The 22,758-nt window shown below is 43.0% G+C and carries 15 protein-coding genes; 5 read left to right on the top strand and 10 right to left on the bottom strand.

The window, feature by feature from the left end:
* Window positions 1–31: 31 nt before the first annotated feature.
* Both JFC08_RS00500 and JFC08_RS00495 read right to left on the bottom strand, forming a co-directional pair.
* Entirely contained in the window at window positions 32–3,790 is a 3,759-nt protein-coding gene (locus tag JFC08_RS00500; protein WP_198329300.1) for a nitrate reductase subunit alpha, read from the bottom strand.
* A 348-nt stretch (window positions 3,791–4,138) separates the two neighbouring features.
* Window positions 4,139–5,518: a NarK family nitrate/nitrite MFS transporter gene (locus tag JFC08_RS00495; protein ID WP_198329299.1), complete on the bottom strand. Its 1,380-nt coding sequence runs from the start codon at window positions 5,516–5,518 to the stop codon at window positions 4,139–4,141.
* 401 nt (window positions 5,519–5,919) lie between these two features.
* Here JFC08_RS00495 and JFC08_RS00490 point away from each other — a divergent pair, with 401 nt between their 5' ends.
* A complete protein-coding gene (locus tag JFC08_RS00490; protein ID WP_227697565.1) occupies window positions 5,920–7,953 on the top strand; it encodes a histidine kinase in 2,034 nt (677 codons plus the stop codon).
* Between the two features lie 74 nt (window positions 7,954–8,027).
* Window positions 8,028–8,687, top strand: a complete 660-nt coding sequence (narL, locus tag JFC08_RS00485; protein ID WP_045447151.1) for a two-component system response regulator NarL — start codon at window positions 8,028–8,030, stop codon at window positions 8,685–8,687.
* A gap of 197 nt (window positions 8,688–8,884) precedes the next feature.
* On the opposite strand, the gene JFC08_RS00480 is transcribed toward narL, so the two are convergent.
* Window positions 8,885–10,363, bottom strand: a complete 1,479-nt coding sequence (locus JFC08_RS00480) for an MFS transporter (RefSeq protein WP_045455078.1) — start codon at window positions 10,361–10,363, stop codon at window positions 8,885–8,887.
* Between the two features lie 325 nt (window positions 10,364–10,688).
* Here JFC08_RS00480 and JFC08_RS00475 point away from each other — a divergent pair, with 325 nt between their 5' ends.
* Window positions 10,689–11,090 (top strand): TehB family protein, encoded by a 402-nt coding sequence (locus JFC08_RS00475; RefSeq protein ID WP_198329297.1) that lies wholly within the window; start codon window positions 10,689–10,691, stop codon window positions 11,088–11,090.
* 78 nt (window positions 11,091–11,168) lie between these two features.
* Here JFC08_RS00475 and JFC08_RS00470 read toward each other — a convergent pair whose 3' ends face one another.
* Complete coding sequence (locus JFC08_RS00470; protein ID WP_244656485.1) at window positions 11,169–12,296, bottom strand: alkene reductase; 1,128 nt, start codon at window positions 12,294–12,296, stop codon at window positions 11,169–11,171.
* 178 nt (window positions 12,297–12,474) lie between these two features.
* Between JFC08_RS00470 and JFC08_RS00465 the strand changes: the two genes are divergently transcribed.
* Window positions 12,475–13,371: a LysR family transcriptional regulator gene (locus JFC08_RS00465; RefSeq protein ID WP_198329295.1), complete on the top strand. Its 897-nt coding sequence runs from the start codon at window positions 12,475–12,477 to the stop codon at window positions 13,369–13,371.
* Between the two features lie 275 nt (window positions 13,372–13,646).
* On the opposite strand, the gene JFC08_RS00460 is transcribed toward JFC08_RS00465, so the two are convergent.
* Both JFC08_RS00460 and JFC08_RS00455 read right to left on the bottom strand, forming a co-directional pair.
* A complete protein-coding gene (locus JFC08_RS00460; protein WP_198329294.1) occupies window positions 13,647–15,581 on the bottom strand; it encodes an oleate hydratase in 1,935 nt (644 codons plus the stop codon).
* A 205-nt stretch (window positions 15,582–15,786) separates the two neighbouring features.
* Window positions 15,787–16,263: a hypothetical protein gene (locus JFC08_RS00455; protein WP_198329293.1), complete on the bottom strand. Its 477-nt coding sequence runs from the start codon at window positions 16,261–16,263 to the stop codon at window positions 15,787–15,789.
* Between the two features lie 311 nt (window positions 16,264–16,574).
* Here JFC08_RS00455 and JFC08_RS00450 point away from each other — a divergent pair, with 311 nt between their 5' ends.
* Window positions 16,575–17,327 carry a response regulator gene (locus JFC08_RS00450; protein ID WP_227697564.1) on the top strand — a complete coding sequence of 251 codons (753 nt, stop codon included), beginning with the start codon at window positions 16,575–16,577 and terminating at the stop codon, window positions 17,325–17,327.
* Window positions 17,328–17,403: 76 nt separating this feature from the next.
* Here JFC08_RS00450 and JFC08_RS00445 read toward each other — a convergent pair whose 3' ends face one another.
* From JFC08_RS00445 to JFC08_RS00430, 4 genes are all read right to left on the bottom strand, one after another.
* Window positions 17,404–18,231 (bottom strand): sulfite exporter TauE/SafE family protein, encoded by an 828-nt coding sequence (locus JFC08_RS00445; protein WP_198329292.1) that lies wholly within the window; start codon window positions 18,229–18,231, stop codon window positions 17,404–17,406.
* An 88-nt stretch (window positions 18,232–18,319) separates the two neighbouring features.
* Entirely contained in the window at window positions 18,320–20,644 is a 2,325-nt protein-coding gene (locus JFC08_RS00440) for a TonB-dependent receptor (RefSeq protein WP_198329291.1), read from the bottom strand.
* Window positions 20,645–21,111: 467 nt separating this feature from the next.
* Window positions 21,112–21,702 (bottom strand): hypothetical protein, encoded by a 591-nt coding sequence (locus JFC08_RS00435; RefSeq protein WP_198329290.1) that lies wholly within the window; start codon window positions 21,700–21,702, stop codon window positions 21,112–21,114.
* A gap of 493 nt (window positions 21,703–22,195) precedes the next feature.
* Complete coding sequence (locus tag JFC08_RS00430; protein ID WP_198329289.1) at window positions 22,196–22,546, bottom strand: hypothetical protein; 351 nt, start codon at window positions 22,544–22,546, stop codon at window positions 22,196–22,198.
* Between the last annotated feature and the right edge of the window lie 212 nt (window positions 22,547–22,758).

The raw sequence follows: 22,758 nt of genomic DNA, 5'->3' as shown, positions 1-22,758 counted from the left end.
TCAGGATATCTTTTCGATAGAAGAAACAGCTTTACCCTTCAATGCTGGTTGGTAATGGACGTGGCAATTCGTTATCTGGCTTATCTTCTAGCCAGTCGATTTTTGACATTTTACGAATCACGACAAATTCATCACGGTTACAACCGACGGTGCCATAATAGTTAAAGCCATAAGACTGCTGGGCATAGCTACCAATCATGTGGGTCGGCTTCAAAATCGTCCGAGTGACCGAATTATGGATACCGCCGCGCGTGCCTGTTTGCTCAGAACCGGGAATATTGACCAGTTTTTCTTGGGCGTGATACATCATGGTCATGCCTTCTTTGACCCGCTGACTAACGATGGCACGGGCAGTGATTGCCCCATTAGCATTGAACAGCTCAATCCAGTCGTTATCGACGATGCCAGCTTTTTGCGCATCGACTTCTGACATCCAGACACAAGGTCCACCGCGACTTAGGGTCAGCATCAGCAAGTTTTCAGAGTAGGTACTGTGGATGCCCCATTTTTGGTGCGGTGTTAAGAAGTTCAGTACAATCTCTTTATTGCCATTTGGTTTAGCGTCTTTGAGCAGCTCAGTGGTTTTGGTATCAATCGGTGGACGATACTGCTGCATTTGCTCACCAAACGCCTGCATCCAAGGATGGTCTTGATAAAACTGCTGGCGACCAGTAATCGTACGCCATGGAATCAGCTCATGGACGTTGGTATAACCGGCGTTATAACTGACCTGATCTGACTCAATACCTGACCACGTTGGGCTTGAGATGATTTTGCGTGGTTGGGCAACGATATCTTTAAAGCGGATTTTTTCGTGCTCGCTAGATTTGGCAAGATGAGTATGGTCGCGACCAGTAAATTCAGAGAGTGCAGCCCAGCCTTTTACCGCCACATGACCATTGGTCTCAGGCGCGAGCATCAAAATCATCTCAGAAGCGTTAATCGCCGTATTAAGACGCGGTCTGCCTTCAGAGATACCGGTTTCAGTGACGCGGTGGTTTAAATCCCCCAGCTGTTTGACTTCGGTTTTCATATCCCAATTCAAGCCTTTTGAGCCATTACCCAGTTTTTCTAAGGCAGGACCCATAGAAGTGAACTTTTTATAAGTGCTCGGATAATCACGCTCAACCACTTTAATCATTGGGCAGTTTTTACCCGGTACAGGTTTTTCGCCAGCCGTTTTCCAGTCAGTGCCACCAAATGGTTGTGCCAATTCACCTGGGGTGTCATGTTGCATTGGCAAGGTGACAACGTCAGTTTCAACACCTAAATGACCTTTTGATACTTCTGAGAAGCTCTTGGCAATGCCTTTATAAATTTCCCAATCGGTCTTAGATTCCCACGCAGGGTCAGTCGCGGCGGTTAATGGGTGAATGAATGGATGCATGTCTGAGGTATTCATGTCATCTTTTTCATACCACGTTGCAGTCGGTAGTACGATGTCAGAATACAAACAGGTAGAAGACATGCGGAAGTCTAACGTGACAACCAAGTCTAATTTACCAGTCGGGCCTTTTTCTACCCAATCGACTTCTTTTGGTTGTAGGTGACCTTCTGCATTTTCTTTATTGAGCAAGCCGTTTTTGGTGCCCAAGAAATAATGCAGCATATATTCATGACCTTTACCGGATGAGCCCAATAGGTTTGAGCGCCAGATAAACATGTTGCGAGGGAAGTTGGCTGGGTTATCAGGTGATTCACAAGCAAAGCGTAAGCTGCCATCTTCGAGAGAATCGACCACATATTCTTCCACGCCTTTGCCACTTTCTTTGGCTTTAGCAGCGATGGTCAGTGGGTTGCGGTTGAGTTGTGGTGCTGAAGGCAACCAACCTGCGCGCTCTGCTTGAATATTGTAATCAAGCATATGCTCAGGGAAGAATTTTTTATCGACGAGAGGCGAGAGTATCTCATGGGCAGAAATGGTTTCGTGACGCCACTGTGAGCTGTGATTGTAAAAGAAGCTCGTGCCGTTCATATGACGCGGCGGACGATGCCAATCAAGCGCAAATGCCAATGGCAACCAACCCGTTTGAGGACGCAGTTTTTCTTGCCCAACATAATGTGCCCAGCCGCCGCCAGATTTACCGATACAACCACATAGCATCAGCATGTTAATCACGCCGCGATAGTTCATGTCTAGGTGATACCAGTGGTTCATACCCGCGCCGATGATAATCATCGATTTACCATGAGTTTTATGAGCATTCTCCGCGAACTCACGTGCGACTTGGATGACGCGCTCACGGCTTAGACCGGTGATGACTTCTTGCCAAGCAGGCGTGCCCGGTACGGTTGCATCGTCATAGTCATCAGTGACATGCTCGCCACCAACGCCATTATCCACCCCAAGATTGGCAACGGTTAGATCAAAGACGGTCGCAACGATAGCGGTGCTGCCATCGGCAAGGGTAATGGTTTTACAAGGAACGGTTTTTTGCTGTATCGCTTCGCCCGGTACCGAGGTGAAATGTGGATGATCCACATGACCAAAGTAATCAAAGCCGACTTTGCAGGTCTCATTACTGTCTTTTAAAGTCAATGTTAGGTCAATCTCTGCGCCTGTCGTACCATTTTTTTGCTCAAGGTTCCATTTGCCTTTTTCGCCCCAACGATAGCCAATCGAGCCGAGTGGAGAAACCAGTTCACCATCACTATTTAGACCGATGGTTTTCCATTCAGGATTGTTTTCTTGACCTAAATTGTCGATTAAGTCAGAAGCGCGTAGATAGCGACCAGCACGGCGTGCGCCTTCTTCACCCTCTAGCATCACAAGGACTGGTAAATCGGTATAGCGTTTGGCGTAATCTAAGAAATAGTCACTTGGCTGCTTAAGATAAAATTCTTTGATAATGACATGACAGAATGCTTGCGCAACAGCCGCGTCAGTACCCTGTTTTGGATTTAGCCATAAGTCAGTTAACTTAGAAACCTCAGCATAATCAGGGGTGATGGAGACTGTCTTAGTGCCTTTATAACGAACTTCGGTAAAGAAATGCGCGTCTGGTGTACGCGTTTGCGGGACGTTTGAACCCCAGGCAATAATATAATCAGAGTTATACCAATCGGCTGATTCTGGCACGTCGGTTTGCTCACCCCAAACCATTGGCGACGCTGGTGGCAGGTCACAATACCAGTCATAGAATGATAAGCAAACACCGCCGATAAGTGATAAATAGCGACTACCGGCGGCGTAACTGACCATCGACATCGCAGGAATCGGAGAGAAACCAACGATACGGTCAGGACCAAAAGTTTTGGCGGTATAGACATTACTGGCAGCGATAATTTCATTGACTTCTGCCCACGTTGAGCGAATAAAACCGCCCAAACCGCGCTTGGATTTATACTGTTCTGCTTTGATAGGGTCTTGGACAATGCTGCCCCACGCATCGACTGGATCAGGATACTGCGCTTTGGCTTCACGCCATAATTTTAGAAGCGGCTTACGTACTTTAGGATATTTCACACGGTTCGCTGAATACATGTACCAGCTGTAGCTTGCGCCACGAGGACAGCCACGCGGTTCGTGGTTTGGTAAGTCTGGACGGGTTTCAGGATAGTCAGTTTGCTGCGTCTCCCACGTGACCAAGCCGTTTTTTACGTAAATTTTCCATGAGCAAGAGCCGGTACAGTTGACCCCATGCGTTGAACGCACGACTTTGTCATACTGCCAACGGCTACGATACACATTTTCCCAGTCACGAGACTCATCGCGCGTCTCACCATGCCCATCGGAGAATTCGCCCTTTTTACGTTTAAAAAAACGGAATTGGTCGAGTAAATGGCTCATTTCGCTATCCTCTGTATTATTGCCTATGGGGTATCTAAAGCTGAATGGCGTGGTAAAAACAACCCTTTGCCCAAGCTGTAAATATTTTTCGATGGTATTATTTTAAGTAAGCCATCGCCCTCTTGCTATCCGCTAACATGAGCAGAGCACTACCACCTTAGTAGTAGCGGTAAATGATAAAATTTGCTTAAAAAATCGTTAAGTATTTATGAGTTGGGCTTGTTTATAAGCAAAATATGGATTGGTAAAAATAAAAAAAGTGCTACTTACGCTGGCAAGTAGCACTATAAAGAGAGATGTTTTTAATTTAAAAATCTGTTTTTAGAGGATGATTTATACAAGGCTGCTTTAGCAAGGAATCTCAGCATTAGGGCGACTGTAATACCACCATGTCAACACAATACAGAGAACATAAAAGACAATTAAAGCGATAAAAGTACCATCAACACCCAGTCCTGAACCAAACATTTTTGGGACAAAGAATGCGCCATAGGCTGCTATCGCTGAGGTAAAGCCAACCACTGCTGCTGATTCTTTACGTATCTCGACAAACAAGTCCTCTGTACCTGCTTTTTGAGGTTCAAGGCGTTCATGAAAGGTTCTGAAGATAACGGGAATCATGGTAAAGGTAGAGCCGTTACCGATACCCGTGGTAATAAACAGCACCATAAAGGAGATAAAGTATCCGACAAAGCTGCCCTCATGAGTCTCGCTAGGCAGGAAATACATCACCGCCACTACCGCCAATACCATCACGATATAGTTCCAAAAAGTCACTTTTGCGCCACTGGTTTTGTCAGATATCCAGCCACCTAAGGGGCGAAATAGTGCACCAACTAAAGGACCCAAGAAGGCAAACTTAAGCGCATCAATGGCGGGAAATGAGTTTTTAATCAGCATCGGAAACGCGGCTGAAAAACCAATGAACGAGCCAAAGGTCGCCATATATAGGATACACATGATCCAGTTATGTTTGCGTTTAAAGATAACGGATTGGTCTTTAAAGGAAGCTTTAGCAGTGGCAATATCGTTCATGCCAAACCATGCCAGTGCTGAAAATAGCAGAATAAAGGGTACCCAAATAAAGCCTGCGTTTTGTAGATAAAACAGCTGACCGCTTGCAGAGACTTGTGGGTCACCGCCTAAGCTACCAAAGGCTGCTACTAATATAATCATCGGTACAACGAATTGCATCACCGACACGCCAAGGTTACCCAAACCCGCGTTTAGCCCAAGAGCAGTGCCCTGTTCTGCTTTTGGAAAGAAGAACGAGATATTGGACATGGAGGAGGCAAAGTTACCACCACCGAAGCCACAAAGTAGGGCAATGATGGCAAATATCATAAATGGCGTATCAGAGTTCTGAACCGCAAAGCCCATCCATAATGCTGGAATTAACAGGGATAAGGTAGATATTGCTGTCCAACGTCGCCCACCAAAGATAGGCACCATAAAAGAATAAAAAATTCGCAGCGTTGCCCCTGATAGTCCGGGCAGCGCGGCGAGCCAAAACAACTGCCCATCATCAAAATCAAAACCAATCTCTGGCAGACGGACGATGACGGCACTCCATACCATCCATACTGCAAATGCCAATAGCAACGATGGAATGGATATCCATAAATTTCTACGCGCGACTTTTTTGCCGCCTCCTTCCCAAAATTCTTCTACTTCAGGTCGCCAGTCAGTGATGAGCTTACCACCTTTGAAGTTGTAATTATTGCCCATGTTATTCCTCACTTAGTATCAGCTATGCCTAGTTATATTCAGTATTTTTTATCATCAAATGGCTGTCTAAACTTACAGTAAACCGTAGTGCTTACTCCTGTTATTGTTGATAACAAAGAGCCGCCGTAATGGCTTATGAGCGCTATGAATCACTTGCTCTATCAAAAAATGATAACTCACGGTACTGTGTTATCCCGATGAAGAGTATTCATACATAGTGGTATACTGATGACTAAAAGGGGTATATTACGGGCAGGTTTATCACTAAGGTTTTGCTTGTCGATGGAATGATAAGTGCGCTGTAGTATTTTTTATGCTGTATGTTTTTTGCTTTTGCGACGTTCAATTTTAAGGTCTCAAATCTTTTGTGCAGAAAGTGTTTGATGGGAGCGCTATTAATCATGTCTAATCTACGACGGCAGTCTTTGTTCCTTCATACTTGGATTGCTATTACGATCATCGCTACTTTGTTCTTGATGTCAGCGATAGGCAGCGGTGCGCTCGCTTGGGTCGCAAAGTCTGATGCTGAGGCGATTAATACCGCAGGCTCGATACGCATGGCAACGTATCGTATTAGCTTTCAGCTAGCGACTGACTTTGCGGATAACCATCCCTTTAGCTCAAGCCTAAATATCAAACAAGATGGCTTAGATAGTGACAATGCGCCGCAGGTAGAAAAGCAAGACAGACTGGATTTCTCCAATAAAAGTGAGTCTGAAAAAATAGACATACTGGTTGAAGACATGGAGAGTCGTCTCAACAAATTACAAGCGTATCAACTGACCAGTGCCAACAGAGATAAGGCGATCAGTGAGCAATGGAGCCAGATAAAATCACAATGGTTTCGTGATTTAAAACCAGCATTGTTGGCACAAGACAAGCAAGGCTTTTATAGTAATTCAACCAAATATATTGACGATGTTAATCGTTTTGTTGGCGCGTTACAGGATAGAAATGAGCAGCGTCAGACATGGCAGCAAAACCTACAAATACTATCATTGATACTGAGCATGATTATTATGCTGATAGGCGTACGGAGATTACAGAACTCAGTGCTAACGCCTATTCAACAACTCATTAAAGCCAATCGGGCGTTTAAAGAAGGCAAATATGATACGAGAGTGTCTATCAGCGGTTATAGAGAATTTGAAGCGCTTGGCAATTCTTTTAACGGTATGGCCAGTACCATTGAGAGGTATCAGCGCTCACTTGAGAGTGAGGTACAGACAAAGACCCAGCATCTGGTAAAAGCCAACCAAGCCTTATCATTGTTTTATGATTTCTCAAAGCAATTGACCAGTAGCCCTGTGAGCTTACATCGGCTTGATGAATTGATTGCTGGCTTTGGGTGTATATTCCCATATTTAGATTTTACGCTGTGTATCCAAAGCAATATTCTAACCAATAAAAACTCTATAGCCCTGCACGATGATAGGATGAAGGAGCTATGTACCAAACTCACTTGTGATAGCTGTTCTATTAAAGAAGACGTTTATACCAAAACGTTTCCGATTATTCATCAAGATATAGAATTTGGTGAGCTAAAGGTCAGACCAAAATCTGTCTTAATGACCAATAAAGCTTATGCAGAAGATAAGAAAAAAAGCGAGGAAGATTCAACACGCATCAAAGTAGTAGAAGTGGATAGTAGTTATTTAATTGCTAAAAACAATGAGTTGATCGTTGTGCTGACCAATCTCGTCAGCACCGCCTTATCGCTACGCAGACAAAGGCAGCAAGACCATCAGCTTATTCTACTTGAAGAGCGCTCGACCATTGCTAGGGAGTTGCATGATTCTTTAGCACAGTCATTGTCTTATCTAAAAATACAAGTCAGCGTGCTCGAAAAACATCTGCAACTGTCTGCTGATAAAGACAGTGGGCTGGTGGTATTTGATGAGCAAAGTCAAATCAAGGTTGGGCAGCATATCAGTCAAATAAAAATGGGTCTGAACTCTGCTTATCATGAGCTGCGAGACTTATTGACGACTTTTCGCTTGACGATTGATAGCGGCAATTTTGATGAAGCTTTATATGAGGCGGCTGATGAGTTTGCTGTAAAAGGGCAGTTTGACATAAAGGTCAACAATCAAATCCTATCCTTGAATCTAACGGCAACCGAACAAGTACATCTCATTCAAATTATAAGGGAGGCGCTGTCGAATATCAGTCGCCATGCCCATGCTAACAGCGTCACTATCGATTTGGTTTATGATGATGAAAGTAATTATGTAGCGATGATGGTCAATGATGACGGCATCGGCATATCAGGGACTGTCAATCAGACCCAGCATCATGGTTTAATGATTATGAAAGAGCGTGCCTATAAATTAGGCGGTGATTTGATTATCTCTAATAATGTACCCGCAGGTACCAGCGTCATCGTCAGGTTTGTACCCAGTTTCTTTACGGATTATATGGCTGAGCAAAACTAAGTGAATCGGCTTAGTAAACGCTCTTAACCACTGCATTGTGTTTTTTGTAGCATTTTTCAATTTGTGAGTATTTTATGACTACTAAGGTTTATACGTCTGCTTCTCCGGCTCGGCTACTATTGGTCGATGACCATCCTATGCTGCGCCGCGGTGTCGCAGAACTGCTCAGTCTCGAAAGTGATGTAACGGTCGTTGGTGAGGCAAATAACGGACAAGAAGCGTTGGATTTTTTGGCAAACAATCCAGTTGATCTGGTCATTCTAGATCATAAAATGCCAGTGTTGACTGGTATCGAGACCCTAAGAGAAATCAAGGCCAGAAATATTGACGTGGCTACCTTGCTATTTACAGTTTCTGACAGCGGAGAAGACGTACAAGAAGCATTGAAATTAGGGGTGGATGGTTATTTGCTAAAAGACATGGAGCCTGAGTTAATCATCGTCGATATTAGAAAAGTGTTGCGCGGCGAGCTGGTTATCAGTCCCAATTTGGCCTCAATCTTGGCGCAAACATTACGTACACCAAGCATTGAAGATATCGCTGGCAATCTCACCACTAGAGAGTTGCAAGTGATTCAAATGATTGCGGAAGGCTTAAGTAATAAAATGATCGCCAACAAACTGGATATCGCAGAATCCACAGTAAAAGTGCATGTTAAGCATATTCTGAACAAAACTGGACTACGCACACGGGTAGAGGCGGCGGTGTGGACCGTGAATCATTTGTCAAAATAGTCGTTTGTCAAAATGGTTATTTATCGAAGTGGTTGTTTTTTGAAAATATTACTTTTTAAAATCGCTACTTTTTATAAAAAAATCATGGGTCATCTGAATAACCACTATGACATGTCTAGATAGCTCTCTATATAAATCAAAAAAAAGCTACCGAGCAGTGATGCTGGGTGGCTTTTTTATTTTATAAGCTAATCAAATTAGCCTTCTTCAGCGGCAATTTGACGATCGACCGAGGACATTTTGTATTCGTCACCAAAGGCATCTTCAGGCTCTTTTAACCAGAAGAAACAAAGTACCCAAGCGATAAATGCACCTATCGCAATGATAAAAAAGAACTGATTTGGTTCGACTAACGTAAATATAAATAGGTAGAACACAGCCCCCACATTGCCATAAGCCCCCGCCATACCAGAAATTTGACCCGTTAAGCGCCGTTTAATTGAGGGGATAATACCAAAAGTTGCACCTTCTGCTCCTTGTACAAAGACTGAGCATAGAATCGTAAAGACGACCGCGATAAACAATGGCCACTCTGCATTCAGCAATCCCATCAATCCAAAGCCGATACCGATACCGAACATGTATACCAACATCACCAAGCGACGATTGCCAACCTTGTCAGAGATATAGCCGCCAAGTGGTCGCGCCCATAAGTTAACAAAAGCAAAGGTCGATGCGACTAACCCTGCGACGGTAGGGTCGAGCTTCCACGTTGCGGCAAAGAACATCGGTAGCATAGAGACGACCGCCAGCTCTGCGCCAAAGTTAGCAAAGTAGGTGACATTTAGGGCGGCAACAGAGGTAAAGGGGTATTTGTCATCCTCAGGGATACCCGCTTTGAGCATGGGTACGTTGACACTGATGGCTTTATAAATTTGGTAAATAACCACCACAGCGATGAGAGTATAAAACCCCCAAGCGCCTGTTTCGCTCAGGAATCCCATGTTTTTAGTGCGATAAACCAATACACCTAATACGCCATATAAAGGAATAATAAATAGGCAATATAATAATAAATCTCTCCAACTTGATACCTCTAAAGCACCCGCCTTACGTGCTTTTTTATGGGTATCTTGTGTAGGGCCATCGGTGATTAAAAACCAATAGGCCACCCCATAAGCGGCCATCAGTAAGCCAGATAATGCAATTGCCCAGCGCCAACCGTCATCACCACCAAAGAACTGTAGCGCAACCGTGGGAATAGTAATCGCTGCGGCAGCTGAACCAAAATTACCCCAGCCTGCATAAAATCCTTCGGCAAAGCCAATGTCTTTTGGCTTAAACCAAAGGGCGGTCATGTGAATGCCAACGACGAACCCTGCGCCCACGATAGACATAAATAGGCGAGCGACGAAAAGCTGCATCGCGGAATCACCAAACGCGAAGAACCATGTGGGTATCGCCATGACGACCATCAGTATGGAAAACACGCGACGCGGACCGAAGCGATCCAATGCCATGCCGACTACCACTCGCCCTGGAATGGTCAAAGCAACGTTGGCAATGAGAAATAATTTGATGTGTTCAGAAGTTAAGTAGCTTTCGGCCTCTAGCATAGAAGTGGCTAGTGGTGCCATATTGAACCAGACATAAAAGGTCAGAAAAAAAGCAATCCACGTATAGTGAAGCGCTCTTATATCACGGCGTTCAACCTCAAGTAGCTCTTTTGCATGCATGACAAGTATTCTCCACCGTCGAACTGGATAGTTTAGATGGAGTTAATGTAGCAATAAGTAAGCTCGCTAACCATTAGGCGAAAGCAGTATGAATGTCATTTCACATACTACTTAATGGGGATTAAAAAGTGGCTTTAATATCCTATATATTGATGGTTAACTAAGATTATATGAGGATAGCAATACATTTGAAAATATGATGCGCTATAGTAATAATAACCATTACTGTGCGTGCTTTTCTCGTTTATCAATAAAATTTTATTCTCAAGTACGCTGTTAATAAAAAGGATTGGGATACACCCATCAAATCAGCCAAGGAGTTACCATGAGTCATACTGTCGCCTCAAACCCCATCATACCCAGCCATTGGAAAATAAAGCGTTCGACCCACTTTTTCACTAAAGATAAAGTCCCAAAAGCCTTGCTGACTCATCACAATACAGCAGAGGGCGTATACGGCCAAATTTGTGTCATGCAAGGCACGGTTACCTTTTACGGCTTTGCTGATGAAGCCGCCACTGAACCTGAAAAAACCATTGTGATTAAAGCAGGGCAGTTCGCTGTCAGTCCGCCTCAATATTGGCACCGCGTAGAATTAAGTGATGATGCCCAATTCAATATTAATTTTTGGACAGAAGCGGATACTGGTAATAAGTCGCTGTTCAATAGCTCAAAGATACACAGCAAGCCTATCGAAAAGTTATTTGATCAGTCGGATGAATCATAAGGGCTATATATATGAATCAGCTATTAAAAATATCCTATTTATAAGCAAAAAAATAAGGCCACGAATGGCCTTATTGTATTAAGAGTTTTGATAGTAAGGATAATCATTATAGCCAATTTCGGTGCCACCATACATCGTGGTAGGATCTGCCTCGTTGAGTGGCCAATGATTGGCGATGCGCTCAGGTAAATCGGGATTAGCAATAAAGGGACGACCAAAAGCAAATAAATCGCCATAACCTTTAGCTAGCATATGAACCGATTTTTCCGTCGTGTATTTACCCGCATAGATAATACGTCCTGAAAACTCTGCTCTGACCGCTTGATAAAACGTCTCTGGTAAATCAGGAGCATTGTCCCAGTCAGCTTCTGCAATAGATAAATAAGCGATACCCGCTTGTTCAAGTACTTTAATCGCTTCAATATACGTATGATGTGGATCTGATTCCACTAGCCCTAAATACACGCGAGTTTCATCTGTGCTAGCAAACAGCGGTGCGAAACGTACGCCTAAGCGATCAGCACCAATCACCTCACTGACGGCAGCCACGATTTCTTTTAAGAAACGCAAGCGATTGGTCAATGAACCGCCATACTGATCATCACGTGTGTTGCTATGCTCAGAGATGAACTGATTCACCAAATAGCCATTGGCACAATGCAGCTCGACGCCATCAAAACCTGCCTCCAATGCATTGCGTGCGGCTGCCGCATACATAGCGACCAGTTCACTAACTTCATCAGTACTGAGTGCGCGTGGCTCACTAGGATCGGCTAACGCGCCTGCACCTGGTGCTGTTTCGATAAATACTTTTACATTGTCAGCAGTGATAGCTGATGGTGCAATTGGCTGAGCGCCTTGTGGTTGTAAGCTGGTATGAGACACGCGACCCACATGCCAAAGCTGAGCGAAAATGATACCACCTGCTGCGTGTACCGCTTGAGTGACCTTTTTCCAGCCTTCGATTTGGGCATGCGAATGTATGCCTGGTGTCCACGCATAACCTTGACCCCTTGGCTCAATTTGCGTGCCTTCAGTGACCATAAAACCAGCTGACGCGCGCTGTGTATAGTAGCTTGCCATTAATTCATTAGGAATATTATCCGGTTGCGTGCTGCGAGAGCGTGTCAACGGTGGCATGACAATACGGTTTTTTAACGTATATGGTCCAAGTGTGACAGATGCAAACAATGGGCTGGTATCGATAATAGATGGTTCCATAAAACTCTCTTTTAAAACAAATAGATGGGGTTATTGTTTAAACCACTGAGCTTGTTTTGATGCTTTATTACTGCGTAAGTAAGGTTGGTAAGCATAGAGTTTTATAGATACAATTGGAAACAGGATTTTGTTGTTTAAGATACAACTATAAATGGTACATATTATGAATGGAATTAACCGACTCGATATCAAGCAGCTGAGAGTGCTACATGCGTTGCTTGATCTAAAAAATCTCTCACAAGTCGCGCGCAAAATGGGGCTGACACAGCAGGCAATCAGCGAACAGTTACGTAAGCTGCGTGATTTGTTTGATGATCGTTTGTTTATTCGTCAAGGCAATAGCATGGTGGCAACCCCCAAAGCGCTATCGATGCAGCAACCCATTAGTCGCATATTAGAGCAGTTAGAAGCACTGTTAGAGCCAGATGTGTTTTCGCCGCAGACTTATAAAGGCGTATTTACGATTAGTGCGACCGACTATGCGACGCAGGCATTATTACCGCAGTTGTTTCATATAACGCGCCGCGACGCGCCTGATTTGAAGTTAATCGTGCGTGATTTTGCCTCAGACAGTATCAATCAGCTTATTGCGGCAGGCGAGCTTGATCTGCTGATTACTTTCCCAGAATTTATCCCTGATAACTTGGCTTATGTGACGCTGCTTGAAGAACAACATTTCTGCATTACTGGTTGCAATAATAGTTTGACAACAGAGCCGTTGTCACTGGCACAAATTGCCGCACACTCGCAGCTGGTGGTGTCACCTTCACGCGCTAACTTGCGTGGTTCTCATGACCAGTGGTTTGCAGAAAAAGGTCTTAAACGAAATATCGTTATGTCCGTTCCTAGCTTTTCTGCGGTGCCAGATATCCTCTATACAACCGATATGATTGCATTTTATCCCTCGCGTTTATTGCCAAACAGTCGAGTTAAAGAGCTTAAAGTGGAAGCCCTGCCACCCACATTTAAGGTGATAGCAGCATGGCACCCACGTACCAGTCACAGTGGTATACACCGTTGGCTGATTGAGCAATTACAGCAGTTGTCCAAGTCTGACTAGGGCATGTCCTTAGTTCAACCAATGAACATTTAAATGGGCTAAAAACGGCTAAAATTTGTTAAAAATCGTCAAATAGCACTGTTAGTATTCGTAACGGTGCTATTTTCCTTGTTTAACGGCAATTTATCTTATTTCTATCACCATTTTTACAATGAATGCATCTCCTAGAGCGTTATCGCTTTTATTTTTCGTCATTAGTTTTACTAAAGTTGTTTTTATCAAAGCTGCTTTTATCAAAGCTGCTTTTATCAAAACTAACATTACTGATGCCAGACCTACTTATGCCAAAGCCCTTTGATTGCTTCCCATTGCTGAGTAAATATTGAGTCATTGCCGTTGGTGGATTGATTGGCTTTTGGCAATATGTGCTCGTAATAAGTACCCTTAAGGAGCTTAGTTAATAGACCTTCGCCGATGAAACCTTTACCATCGTTGAGTGTATTCGCGGCTTTCAATAATTGACGGATATCGTATTGTAATGGGTTTATATCGGGGACTTGTTTTTGCACATCTAGTAGCTCATAAACTGCGACACGAGCAATACGAACAGAGCTCTCCATGGTAAATACCACATCATTATGTGTCTCGACGAACTGACCGACTAGACCCATATTGACACAACCATCAGGAACTATCTCAGGTCGATCACCTTTAGCACGAGGCATAAACATCGAGGTAATGTAGGGCATATAAGCCGTTCTGACGATGGTATTGGCCATGATATTCTCTATATCATCGAGGATACCAAGGTGATGACAGAGTTCGCTCAAGATCTCTTTGCCTGTACATTCTGGGATGGGTTTTTTGACATAATTGCCTTCTTTATCCATAAACAAGGCATATAGCCATACGACTAGCGTGTCTTTTGGCTGATCAGGGAAATGCGGTTGACGGTTACAAGTAAAGCTCATCAGCCAGTTTGAATCCGTAATCGTAATGATGCCACCGGTCACTGTTTTACCCGTATAAGGATCGTTGACAGACAGCGTTTTGAGCTTATCAATAAAGGCAGATGGCTGGCAGGTCAACGTCGCCGACATCCAAGCAGATTTATCCACATGCTGATTAAATTTTTCTGGGTGACCAAAGACGGCAGATTGCTTAGCCAGATTATTCCATACTTTCCAACCAGACGATTGCCCCATGCTGTCTTTTGTAAAGTCTAGCGTCGGCGCAGTATTATCATCACCATAGCGGGTATCTTCGGTCATGGAGCCAGTCGTCACGATGACGAAATCATTGCTACCCATAGGAATGGTGGTTTGCTCACCCGCTTTCTCCGTGATGATCGCTTTGACCTTTTTGGTGCCTGTTACTTTATCAGCATGCTCAAACTCAATGTCTAAATCGGTAACGAGCGTGTCATACTGAAACTGCACGCCTTTATCTTTTAAATAATTTTGTAATGGCTTAACAAAGCTATCAAATTGGTTGTATCTTGGGAATACCAGTGCAGACATGTCGTTTAGACCGTCCAATGCGTGTAAAAATCGATGCGTATAAAGCTTAAACTCAAGTAAGCTGTGCCAGTTTTCAAAAGCAAACATGGTTCGCCAAAATGTCCAGAAGTTGCTGCTCAAAAAGCTGTCATCAAAATACTCTTCAATAGTGATATCGTCTAGCTCTTCCTTGGGTTTTAATAGCAGACGAATTAACGCGAGTTGGTTGGTTTTACTCAATCCTAGCTGACTGAAGTCTTTTATCTCACCTTGCCTATGGATCAGGCGTGCAATAGAGTAATTGGGATCTGTGTCATTTGCTATGCGATACTCATCCAAGGTGCTATAAGGCGCAGGCATTTCAAGAGCGGGGATATCTTGGAATAAATCCCAAAAGTTTTCGTAAGTGAAATCCATTTCACGACCGCCGCGCACCATATAACCCGTCTCAGGATTGCCGCTACCATCTAAGGAGCCACCTGCCACGTCAAGATGCTCTAAAACGGTAATGTTTTCAGCAGATACTTTGCCATCTCGGATGCAGTAATAAGCACTGGCCAAACCCGCAATACCGCCCCCAACGATGTAAACCTTACTGTCCTGATAAGCGTCAGTGGGCGTCCCAATATTGCGCTGATAATTACCAATTTGATCAGGGAAGGGTAAGCGCTTGCCTGGTATGTTTTCTACACGGGTTTTACTGGCATCAGGCTGATGGATAAATGTGTCGTGGTCTACCGGATTATTGATTTGAGTCTTTATAATTTTCATAGGTTCATCCTTATTTAGTAAGACTGATATAAAAGGTTATTTGACTAAAATGAAGGGGTTATAGACAGACTATAGGGTGTTTTTATTAAACAAAAATGAAATCGGTTAAAAGTAATATAAGTACTTATTTGCCAAATTATGCGTTATCGATTGGCTAATGGCTGACTATTTATGATGGTTGCTAACCGCAATAAATTCTATGCAATTACGTAGGCGCTGTTTCATACGCTCCAGCAACGGCGCAACCTTGATAGCTTTTATTATCATAAGTTAACGTCACCGTAAATTCATTTTGATAGCCATTATCATCGGTACAAATCTGGCTATTTATATTCATAATAATAGGTTTGCCGCTAACGGTACTCACGTATTCCACACCTTCAGCATAGGTCGAACGAGAGACAACGATGGTCGTTGGTTTCAAAAAATCTGCTTCAATGCTAAGTTGGTTGCCATCAATTACTGTGCGCCAACTTTTTTCTGTATTACCAAAAGCGGTGAATGCTGATAACGGTTCTTCGGGGCTGGACGGCTCCATGCTTAGCTGTTCGTCAGCGTTCTCTTTTGCCGTGTTGGTAATGATAGCTGTTGATTCTTTTGCCGTGGTTGATGGATGACTACTACAAGCCATTAGTGAAAGACTGCTTGCTAAGCACAAAGTACTAAAAAACAAAGGACGCATCGCTTTTCCTTTAATAGTTAAAAGAGAAAGACTTTGTGAGCCTCTTTCTTTAGGGTTAGTTGAATAACGGTATGAGCGAGTGATATCAAGCTCTGAGTGTACAACAGACAAGCTTTGCAATCAGTGATAAGTGACGGAGATCCGCGACATTATATAAAATACAAACACGCCCTCTATATTAGTATTATTAATATAACATATGTATAAAATTTCACAGTACAGAACAAGATAAACTTGGCAGACTCTATAATCATAGAGATATTGATGACATAAATAGAAAAATTAGATACTGTTTTTCTCATTGTGTAACTATGCTATCAATAAGAAAAATCACTTTTATCGATGATGAGCTGCGTATCTTGTTAACTGGTTATGCGGATCTGAATGCCGTGATGGATTCTGTGAATGATGGCGAAATTTATCGCTATATCACTAAGCCATGGCAAAATGACGAACTTAAAAAAATTGTTAATAAAGCCACAGAAATTGCTCAGCAAACCCAAGAAATCACACAAAACACTATGAAAAATGATGCAACTCAAAATCGTGTTAATAGTGGCACGGTTAGCAATCGCCATATATTGGTACTAGACGATGATGAGAGTGTCTATCAACAAATAAAAAGTCATTTTAAGAGCGCTTATACCGTGAGCTGGGCGAGTAACCTTGAACAGGCCGCAAAGTTATTACAAAAAAAACGCTTTGGTGTCACGATTACAGATTCGACGCTCAATAAAGAAAATATTACGCCCATCGTTTATGCCTTAAAAAATATCCAGCCAGATCTGATGGTGCTGATGTTGACTGAGTTCAAAGATGCCCATATGGTTATTGATTTAATTAATAAGGGTCAGGTATATCGCTGTCTACCACGTCCGACTAACTTCTCTATCATGAGTATCAGTCTTGATCGGGCTTTTGATCATCACGAACGATTGGTGCAGCAGCCGATACTGGCAGCTCGTCATCATGTTGAAGAAGTGCCGGAGTCAGAGGCTTTTAATTTTTCTGAAAAACTAAAAGGTTTCTTTGCTAAATTCAGAGGTTGGCGCATTAGTAGATAAAAAAATAGGGCACGCTAAAAATGCCCTATCTATGATCTAAACGTATCATTCTCCCTTATTTACATGAGAGACATTTTTATTGCTCATGATTCATTTGCTCATGGTTCATTTGCTCATGGTTCATTTGCTCATGGTTCATTTGCTCATGGTTCATTTGCTCATGGTTCATTTGCTCATGGTTCATTTGCTCATGGTTCATTTGCTCATGGTTCATTTGCCCGTGTCCACCATGCATATTGGCCATGACCATCGGCACCGCTATGACGGCTAAGCCAGATAGCATCATGATTGCGCCATTCACTTGCCTTAGGCGCAAACGCCCGATTTGATTGCGCATCCAGTTGACCGTTTCGTGCGTGGCGACGAGCATGGGTACGGTTCCTAGACCAAAGACAAACATTAATACGGCACCTGTGAGCGGGTCATGACCGACGACCGCAATAAGTAATGCGCCATAAACGAGACCACAGGGTAAAAATCCCCATAATAAACCTGCTGTTAATGCTCGAGGAAAGGTGTTTAAGGGGAATACTTTCTGCCGCAGAGGTGATAAAGCTTGCCAAAAATGCATACCAAGACGTTCAAGCTTGTTTAAAAAAGGCAACCCTAGCATGGTTAATCCTACAAATACCAAGACCAAACCTAGTAGAATGCGAGGTGCGCTATTGCCAACCATCAGAGGGGTTAATACCGTGGTGCCAATCACTCCAGCAATCAAGCCCAATAGGGCATAACTGAGTAAGCGCCCCAAATGGTAAGTCGCAATGAGACCGCGTTTTTTTGCTGGACTGGTTTCTTTCATCGATAGTCCGAATGCGGTGACGATACCGCCACACATACCTAAGCAATGCGGCGAACCAAAAAATCCCATTAAGAATGCTGCAATTAATAGTGCCATAGTCATGAAGGTGCTTCCTAAAATATAAAATCAATAAAATCCGTTGAAGGTTTAATCGTTATGCTAGTCAGTTAATGACCTATCTTAATGACACCTAAAACTTATAGTTGACACCCACATACAATGATCGGCCCGCGCCAGGGACGGCAGTACCCCAGTTAGAACCGTTGCCTATTTCGCCATTCATCGACATGGTTTTGCCTTGACCCATGTATGCGCCCCCTAGAGGTAGGGCATAGTTTTTATCGAATACGTTATCGATACCAGCCTCAATCGCTACCTCTTTAAACTGATAGCCTGTACTGAGATTTAAGAGACCATAACCCGCCGTTTTAATTTCGTTGCGAGGGGTTGAGATATCATTTTTAGCCGCGACGCCCACCACTTCGATTTGGTTTGTCCAACCGTTATTTTCCCGATTCAGGGCAACACTGCCATTGAATGGCATGATGTTATATAAGTCTGAGCCGCTGTCTTTATTTTTTCCTTTGGTATAGCTTAAGGAGCCTACCATATTCCAGTACCCCCAAGCATTTGCTGCCAGCTCCCGATTGGCTGAGATATCTATGCCATATATCTCAGCATCTTGGTTGGTATAGCGCAGCACATTATATTGATTAGCTGTTTGAGTGCTGGCTGCTGTGTTTGCCATGGGGTTCCACTGTATGGCATCGACATAGTCATCAATTTTTGAATAGTAAGGAGTGGTTTTAACGCCCCAGCTATCATCAGCACCGCGCCAGTCTAGGGTGGCAGATAAGGTGTTGGATTTTTCTGGGCGTAGATTAGGATCACCAAAGTAGCCATTACCATCACCAACGGTATTATTCATGATGGCCGCCATTTTCCAAGTGGACCAGGTATAGCGTTCATATAAGCTTGGCGTGCGTTCTTTGTGCGACAGACCTAAGGCTAGATTTTTTTGTGAATCAATGTCGTACTTGGCAAGAGCCGTTGCGTCAAAGTTATGGTCGGTAGTGTTTCGGTCACTCGCATTTAGCAAGTCACTATCCCGTCTTTCGAATACTGGCATAGACATCCCCATACCCATATTAATCATATCTACATCATCATAGCCTCTGACTTCATCAGCGCTAGTACGCACGTTTTCATAGCGAGCGCCAAGCTGGGTGCTCCAGTCAGATGAGATGTCTTTTTCCCATTCGCCATAGACACCAATGCGTCGACGCTCACCATTATTGATGTTTTGAAAATCGTTTGGCGCCATCATCATCGTACCTGAGGCCGCCCACGTGTCATCAAGGGTATAGTCTTGATATTCAGCACCTATATTGATCGTGCCTTGGTTGGTTAAATCAATAATACCTTTAAGATTGGCACCGATGGTCTCGCTACTGGTGTACATCGGCATACCTTTGGCATTACCGTACACGAACTGTTTGTCTTCCCCAAAATTCATATAGTGATCGACATCTTCATGATAGGCCTGTGCTTCTAACTGTCCCCAATTTAACTCGCTTTTGTAGCGCAAATTAATGCGGTCAAGCTGATTGTCGAGCATGTCCATCCGCTGATTTGGATATAACTCTTTTGGGACGTTTTGCCACAAATAAGTGCCTTGTAGTAGATGATTGCCGTTCTTATAAGCCACATCTACTGACTGGTTTTTGCTTTCATAGGCGGTTGAACCAACTTCGTCTTTCGCTAAGGTTTTACCAGCGTTCCCTGTCTCTGTATAAGATTTAAAATCACCACCAGCTTTATAATTATCCGCCTGCGCAAAGCTGCCTTTATAGGTGAGGCTAAGCTGATCATTTGCCGCTGTGGTAGATAAATTGGCGCCATAAGCGTCACCATTACTACGATAAAATGTGCCAATTTCACTTGAAGATAATATGTTGCTATCCGTTGAAAACATAGGCTCTGCTGTTTCGACAACGATAGTACCGCCAATACTATTACCACCGACACTCACAGGCGTCACACCTGCATAGACGGTGGTCTTCTCTATAGCGCTTGGCGCGATATAAGACAGGGGTGGGTTCATACTGTTTGGACAGGAGGCGATTGAGTCAACGCCATCTACTAAGATACGCAGACGGTTGTCCGCCAAGCCTCTCATCACGGGCAAGTTTGAGATGCCACCGGCACTTTGTACATTCAGACCGGGTATTTTTGTCAGTATAGTGGCCGTATCACTGCTTGCCACTTGTTTGCTGCTAATAAATTTTCGATTAAGGCTGGCTGCTGTTCCAAGTGTATCGGTACTAGAGCGCTTATCCGCTGCTGTCGCATAAACGACGATTTCTGGCAATTGAATATGTGGCTCATCATCCGTAGTAGGCATGTGCGCCTTTACGGTTGTGGAATCCGCATAAGCGCTACTGATATGCAATAAAGACAAAGCTAAAACACTTAGTTTTAAAATAGGTACAGCGTTCATTGATGAAGGTGACATCTTACTTTCCTAGAAATTTGCAAAAATATTTTATGAAATCGGTTATTCAGTTTTTACCAAGAGGCAAGATAGGCCAAGCCACTTATGGACTTAGACTAGGCACTTACTGAATATTTTCCGATATAAATAGATAGCATTATGAGCACAATATTATGAGCACAGTTTTGAGCGCAATGTTTTAGACAAACGCATACAAGTGCCTCAATCAGAGCGTCAAATAAGCGCGTTGATTGAGAGCATTGTCACTAATGCTCTAGGGCGTGTCCTCAATTCAATCGATTACTTTCGAAATGGGCTAAAAATGGCTAAATTTTGCCAAACATCATCAAATAGCTTATAAATATCTCGATATTATTTGCGCTATTTTTCTTGTTTGACGGCAATTTATCTCATGTTTATCACCACTTTTAAAATGAGGACACGCCCTAAAAATATGGGACTATAAATGTGGATAATTATGTAGATAGTTATGTGAGTGTGACTGGTGGAGCGCGTGCGAGGGGTCGTAAAAAATTACTAGGAGAGTAGGTATGTGAGCGATACAAAAACGTGACTGAGACAGTAGACAGCTCAATCAAAGCCGAGTCAGTATGTGTAAAAACGACTGGCAATAGTGCCGCAGACATGGCAGTGCAAAGGTCGCAGCCAGTGTATTTTACGGCATCAGGGTTAGATTCAGAGCTTTCAACCTTATCTTTGCTATACAAAGCTTCTTGCGAAGGTGCGGCGTCAACCGTTATGACTGGCTCAACGGTCGCAGGCGATGCTAAAGATAAGGATGCATTATGATGAAGGAAATGACGAGCGGCACTATCAATGGGTATGCTGTGATTCGTTTGCGCAATATCAGTCTGTATTTGCTCATACTGCTTAGCTGCCGATACAATCGGTGCAAGCTCTGCACAGATACCATGACCTAAGTGGGCATTATCATCCCATAGAGGTGTGAGCAACAGCGTGATGTGCATGATCCAAGCAAAACATGCGACCAACATGCCGAACCACATCGTTACCGGTGATGAATATCGTAAAACAAGCTTGCGGCGCTTAGTAGACATGATAGGGTCATCGTATTATCAGCATGCTGATGATGCATAGGTAACATTTATAAGTAAGGAGGTGTGCTAACTTAAAACGTCAGTTTAAAGCATTTTAGAAAGAATACTTAACAAAATAGACATTATCATTAACAATGCCATTCTAAGACAAGGGGTATGCTCTTTACAAGTCTTGTATAGAGATATATCGGGTATTCTAGAGAAATCGGTCACAGCGTCGTCATGTTTGCTCAGCCTGCTATTTACCGTACTTTAATTTACCGTATCTTAATTTGCCGTATTATCCTTTGCTATATTTATATCCATCTTGTACTGAGAAGACTATATGACTGAAGTAGCTAGACGATAACCAAGCAAATGGTAAAGAGGTAATAAGACCCAGCGGAAAAGATAGGCTAATGTAATGCGGAGTGTGATTTTTTGTTTTACGTGACCAATGTTGATGGTGCTAGCGACTTAAAAATAGTGAAATTTTTAAGTAAAAAAGAGCAATTTAACAACTATTGCTCTCTATATTGTTTTTCTCGATAATATCGATTTTTCTCTCTAATTCTATAATCTGTAACTTACAGCTCTTATAGTGATCTTCTTGATTGCCCTCTATGTCCTTAAGGGTTCTTTGATAGATGCGGTCGTACAGTGAGGTTAGAGCTTTTTTAATTGCTTTGATTTCTTTTGAAGATAAATCCATTTGCTTATCAAAATCAGGTGCTTTTATTTTTGCACATAGCTCAAAAAGTGTGAGATTAAAATCTTGATAGTATTGTTGCACTGAGTTTTCTTTTGATTGATCGCTATATTGGATGTTTTTTTTCATCAGAATGAGCAAAGCACTATCAATCAAGTTTTTTTCATAATCTGTCAAACATAAGTAATGGTTCATTACATCGATTCTCAGTTATTTCAACATTGCTATTCAGAAGGCCATCAGTTGGCTACTTAAAAAAAAGCCCAACCACAACGACTCTTGCAAAATACTTATCTAGCCTGCTTAGTTTGGTCTTCACTCTTTAAAAGTCTTTATTGTGATGCGGCATATTGTCAATGGCTTTGAAT

It is taken from the genome of Psychrobacter cibarius (genome assembly GCF_016107535.1).
Taxonomy (GTDB): domain Bacteria; phylum Pseudomonadota; class Gammaproteobacteria; order Pseudomonadales; family Moraxellaceae; genus Psychrobacter; species Psychrobacter cibarius.
Note: the sequence above shows the minus strand (reverse complement) of the source record. Positions and strands in the feature narration are given on the sequence as shown.

What these genes read in the sequence shown, in the direction of transcription:
- JFC08_RS00500 (WP_198329300.1), bottom strand. Translation starts at nt 3,790, where the DNA reads ATGAGCCATTTACTCGACCAATTCCGTTTTTTTAAACGTAAAAAGGGC.
- JFC08_RS00495 (WP_198329299.1), bottom strand. Translation starts at nt 5,518, where the DNA reads ATGGGCAATAATTACAACTTCAAAGGTGGTAAGCTCATCACTGACTGG.
- JFC08_RS00490 (WP_227697565.1), top strand. Translation starts at nt 5,920, where the DNA reads ATGTCTAATCTACGACGGCAGTCTTTGTTCCTTCATACTTGGATTGCT.
- narL (WP_045447151.1), top strand. Translation starts at nt 8,028, where the DNA reads ATGACTACTAAGGTTTATACGTCTGCTTCTCCGGCTCGGCTACTATTG.
- JFC08_RS00480 (WP_045455078.1), bottom strand. Translation starts at nt 10,363, where the DNA reads ATGCATGCAAAAGAGCTACTTGAGGTTGAACGCCGTGATATAAGAGCG.
- JFC08_RS00475 (WP_198329297.1), top strand. Translation starts at nt 10,689, where the DNA reads ATGAGTCATACTGTCGCCTCAAACCCCATCATACCCAGCCATTGGAAA.
- JFC08_RS00465 (WP_198329295.1), top strand. Translation starts at nt 12,475, where the DNA reads ATGAATGGAATTAACCGACTCGATATCAAGCAGCTGAGAGTGCTACAT.
- JFC08_RS00460 (WP_198329294.1), bottom strand. Translation starts at nt 15,581, where the DNA reads ATGAAAATTATAAAGACTCAAATCAATAATCCGGTAGACCACGACACA.
- JFC08_RS00455 (WP_198329293.1), bottom strand. Translation starts at nt 16,263, where the DNA reads ATGCGTCCTTTGTTTTTTAGTACTTTGTGCTTAGCAAGCAGTCTTTCA.
- JFC08_RS00450 (WP_227697564.1), top strand. Translation starts at nt 16,575, where the DNA reads ATGCTATCAATAAGAAAAATCACTTTTATCGATGATGAGCTGCGTATC.
- JFC08_RS00445 (WP_198329292.1), bottom strand. Translation starts at nt 18,231, where the DNA reads ATGACTATGGCACTATTAATTGCAGCATTCTTAATGGGATTTTTTGGT.
- JFC08_RS00440 (WP_198329291.1), bottom strand. Translation starts at nt 20,644, where the DNA reads ATGTCACCTTCATCAATGAACGCTGTACCTATTTTAAAACTAAGTGTT.
- JFC08_RS00435 (WP_198329290.1), bottom strand. Translation starts at nt 21,702, where the DNA reads ATGTCTACTAAGCGCCGCAAGCTTGTTTTACGATATTCATCACCGGTA.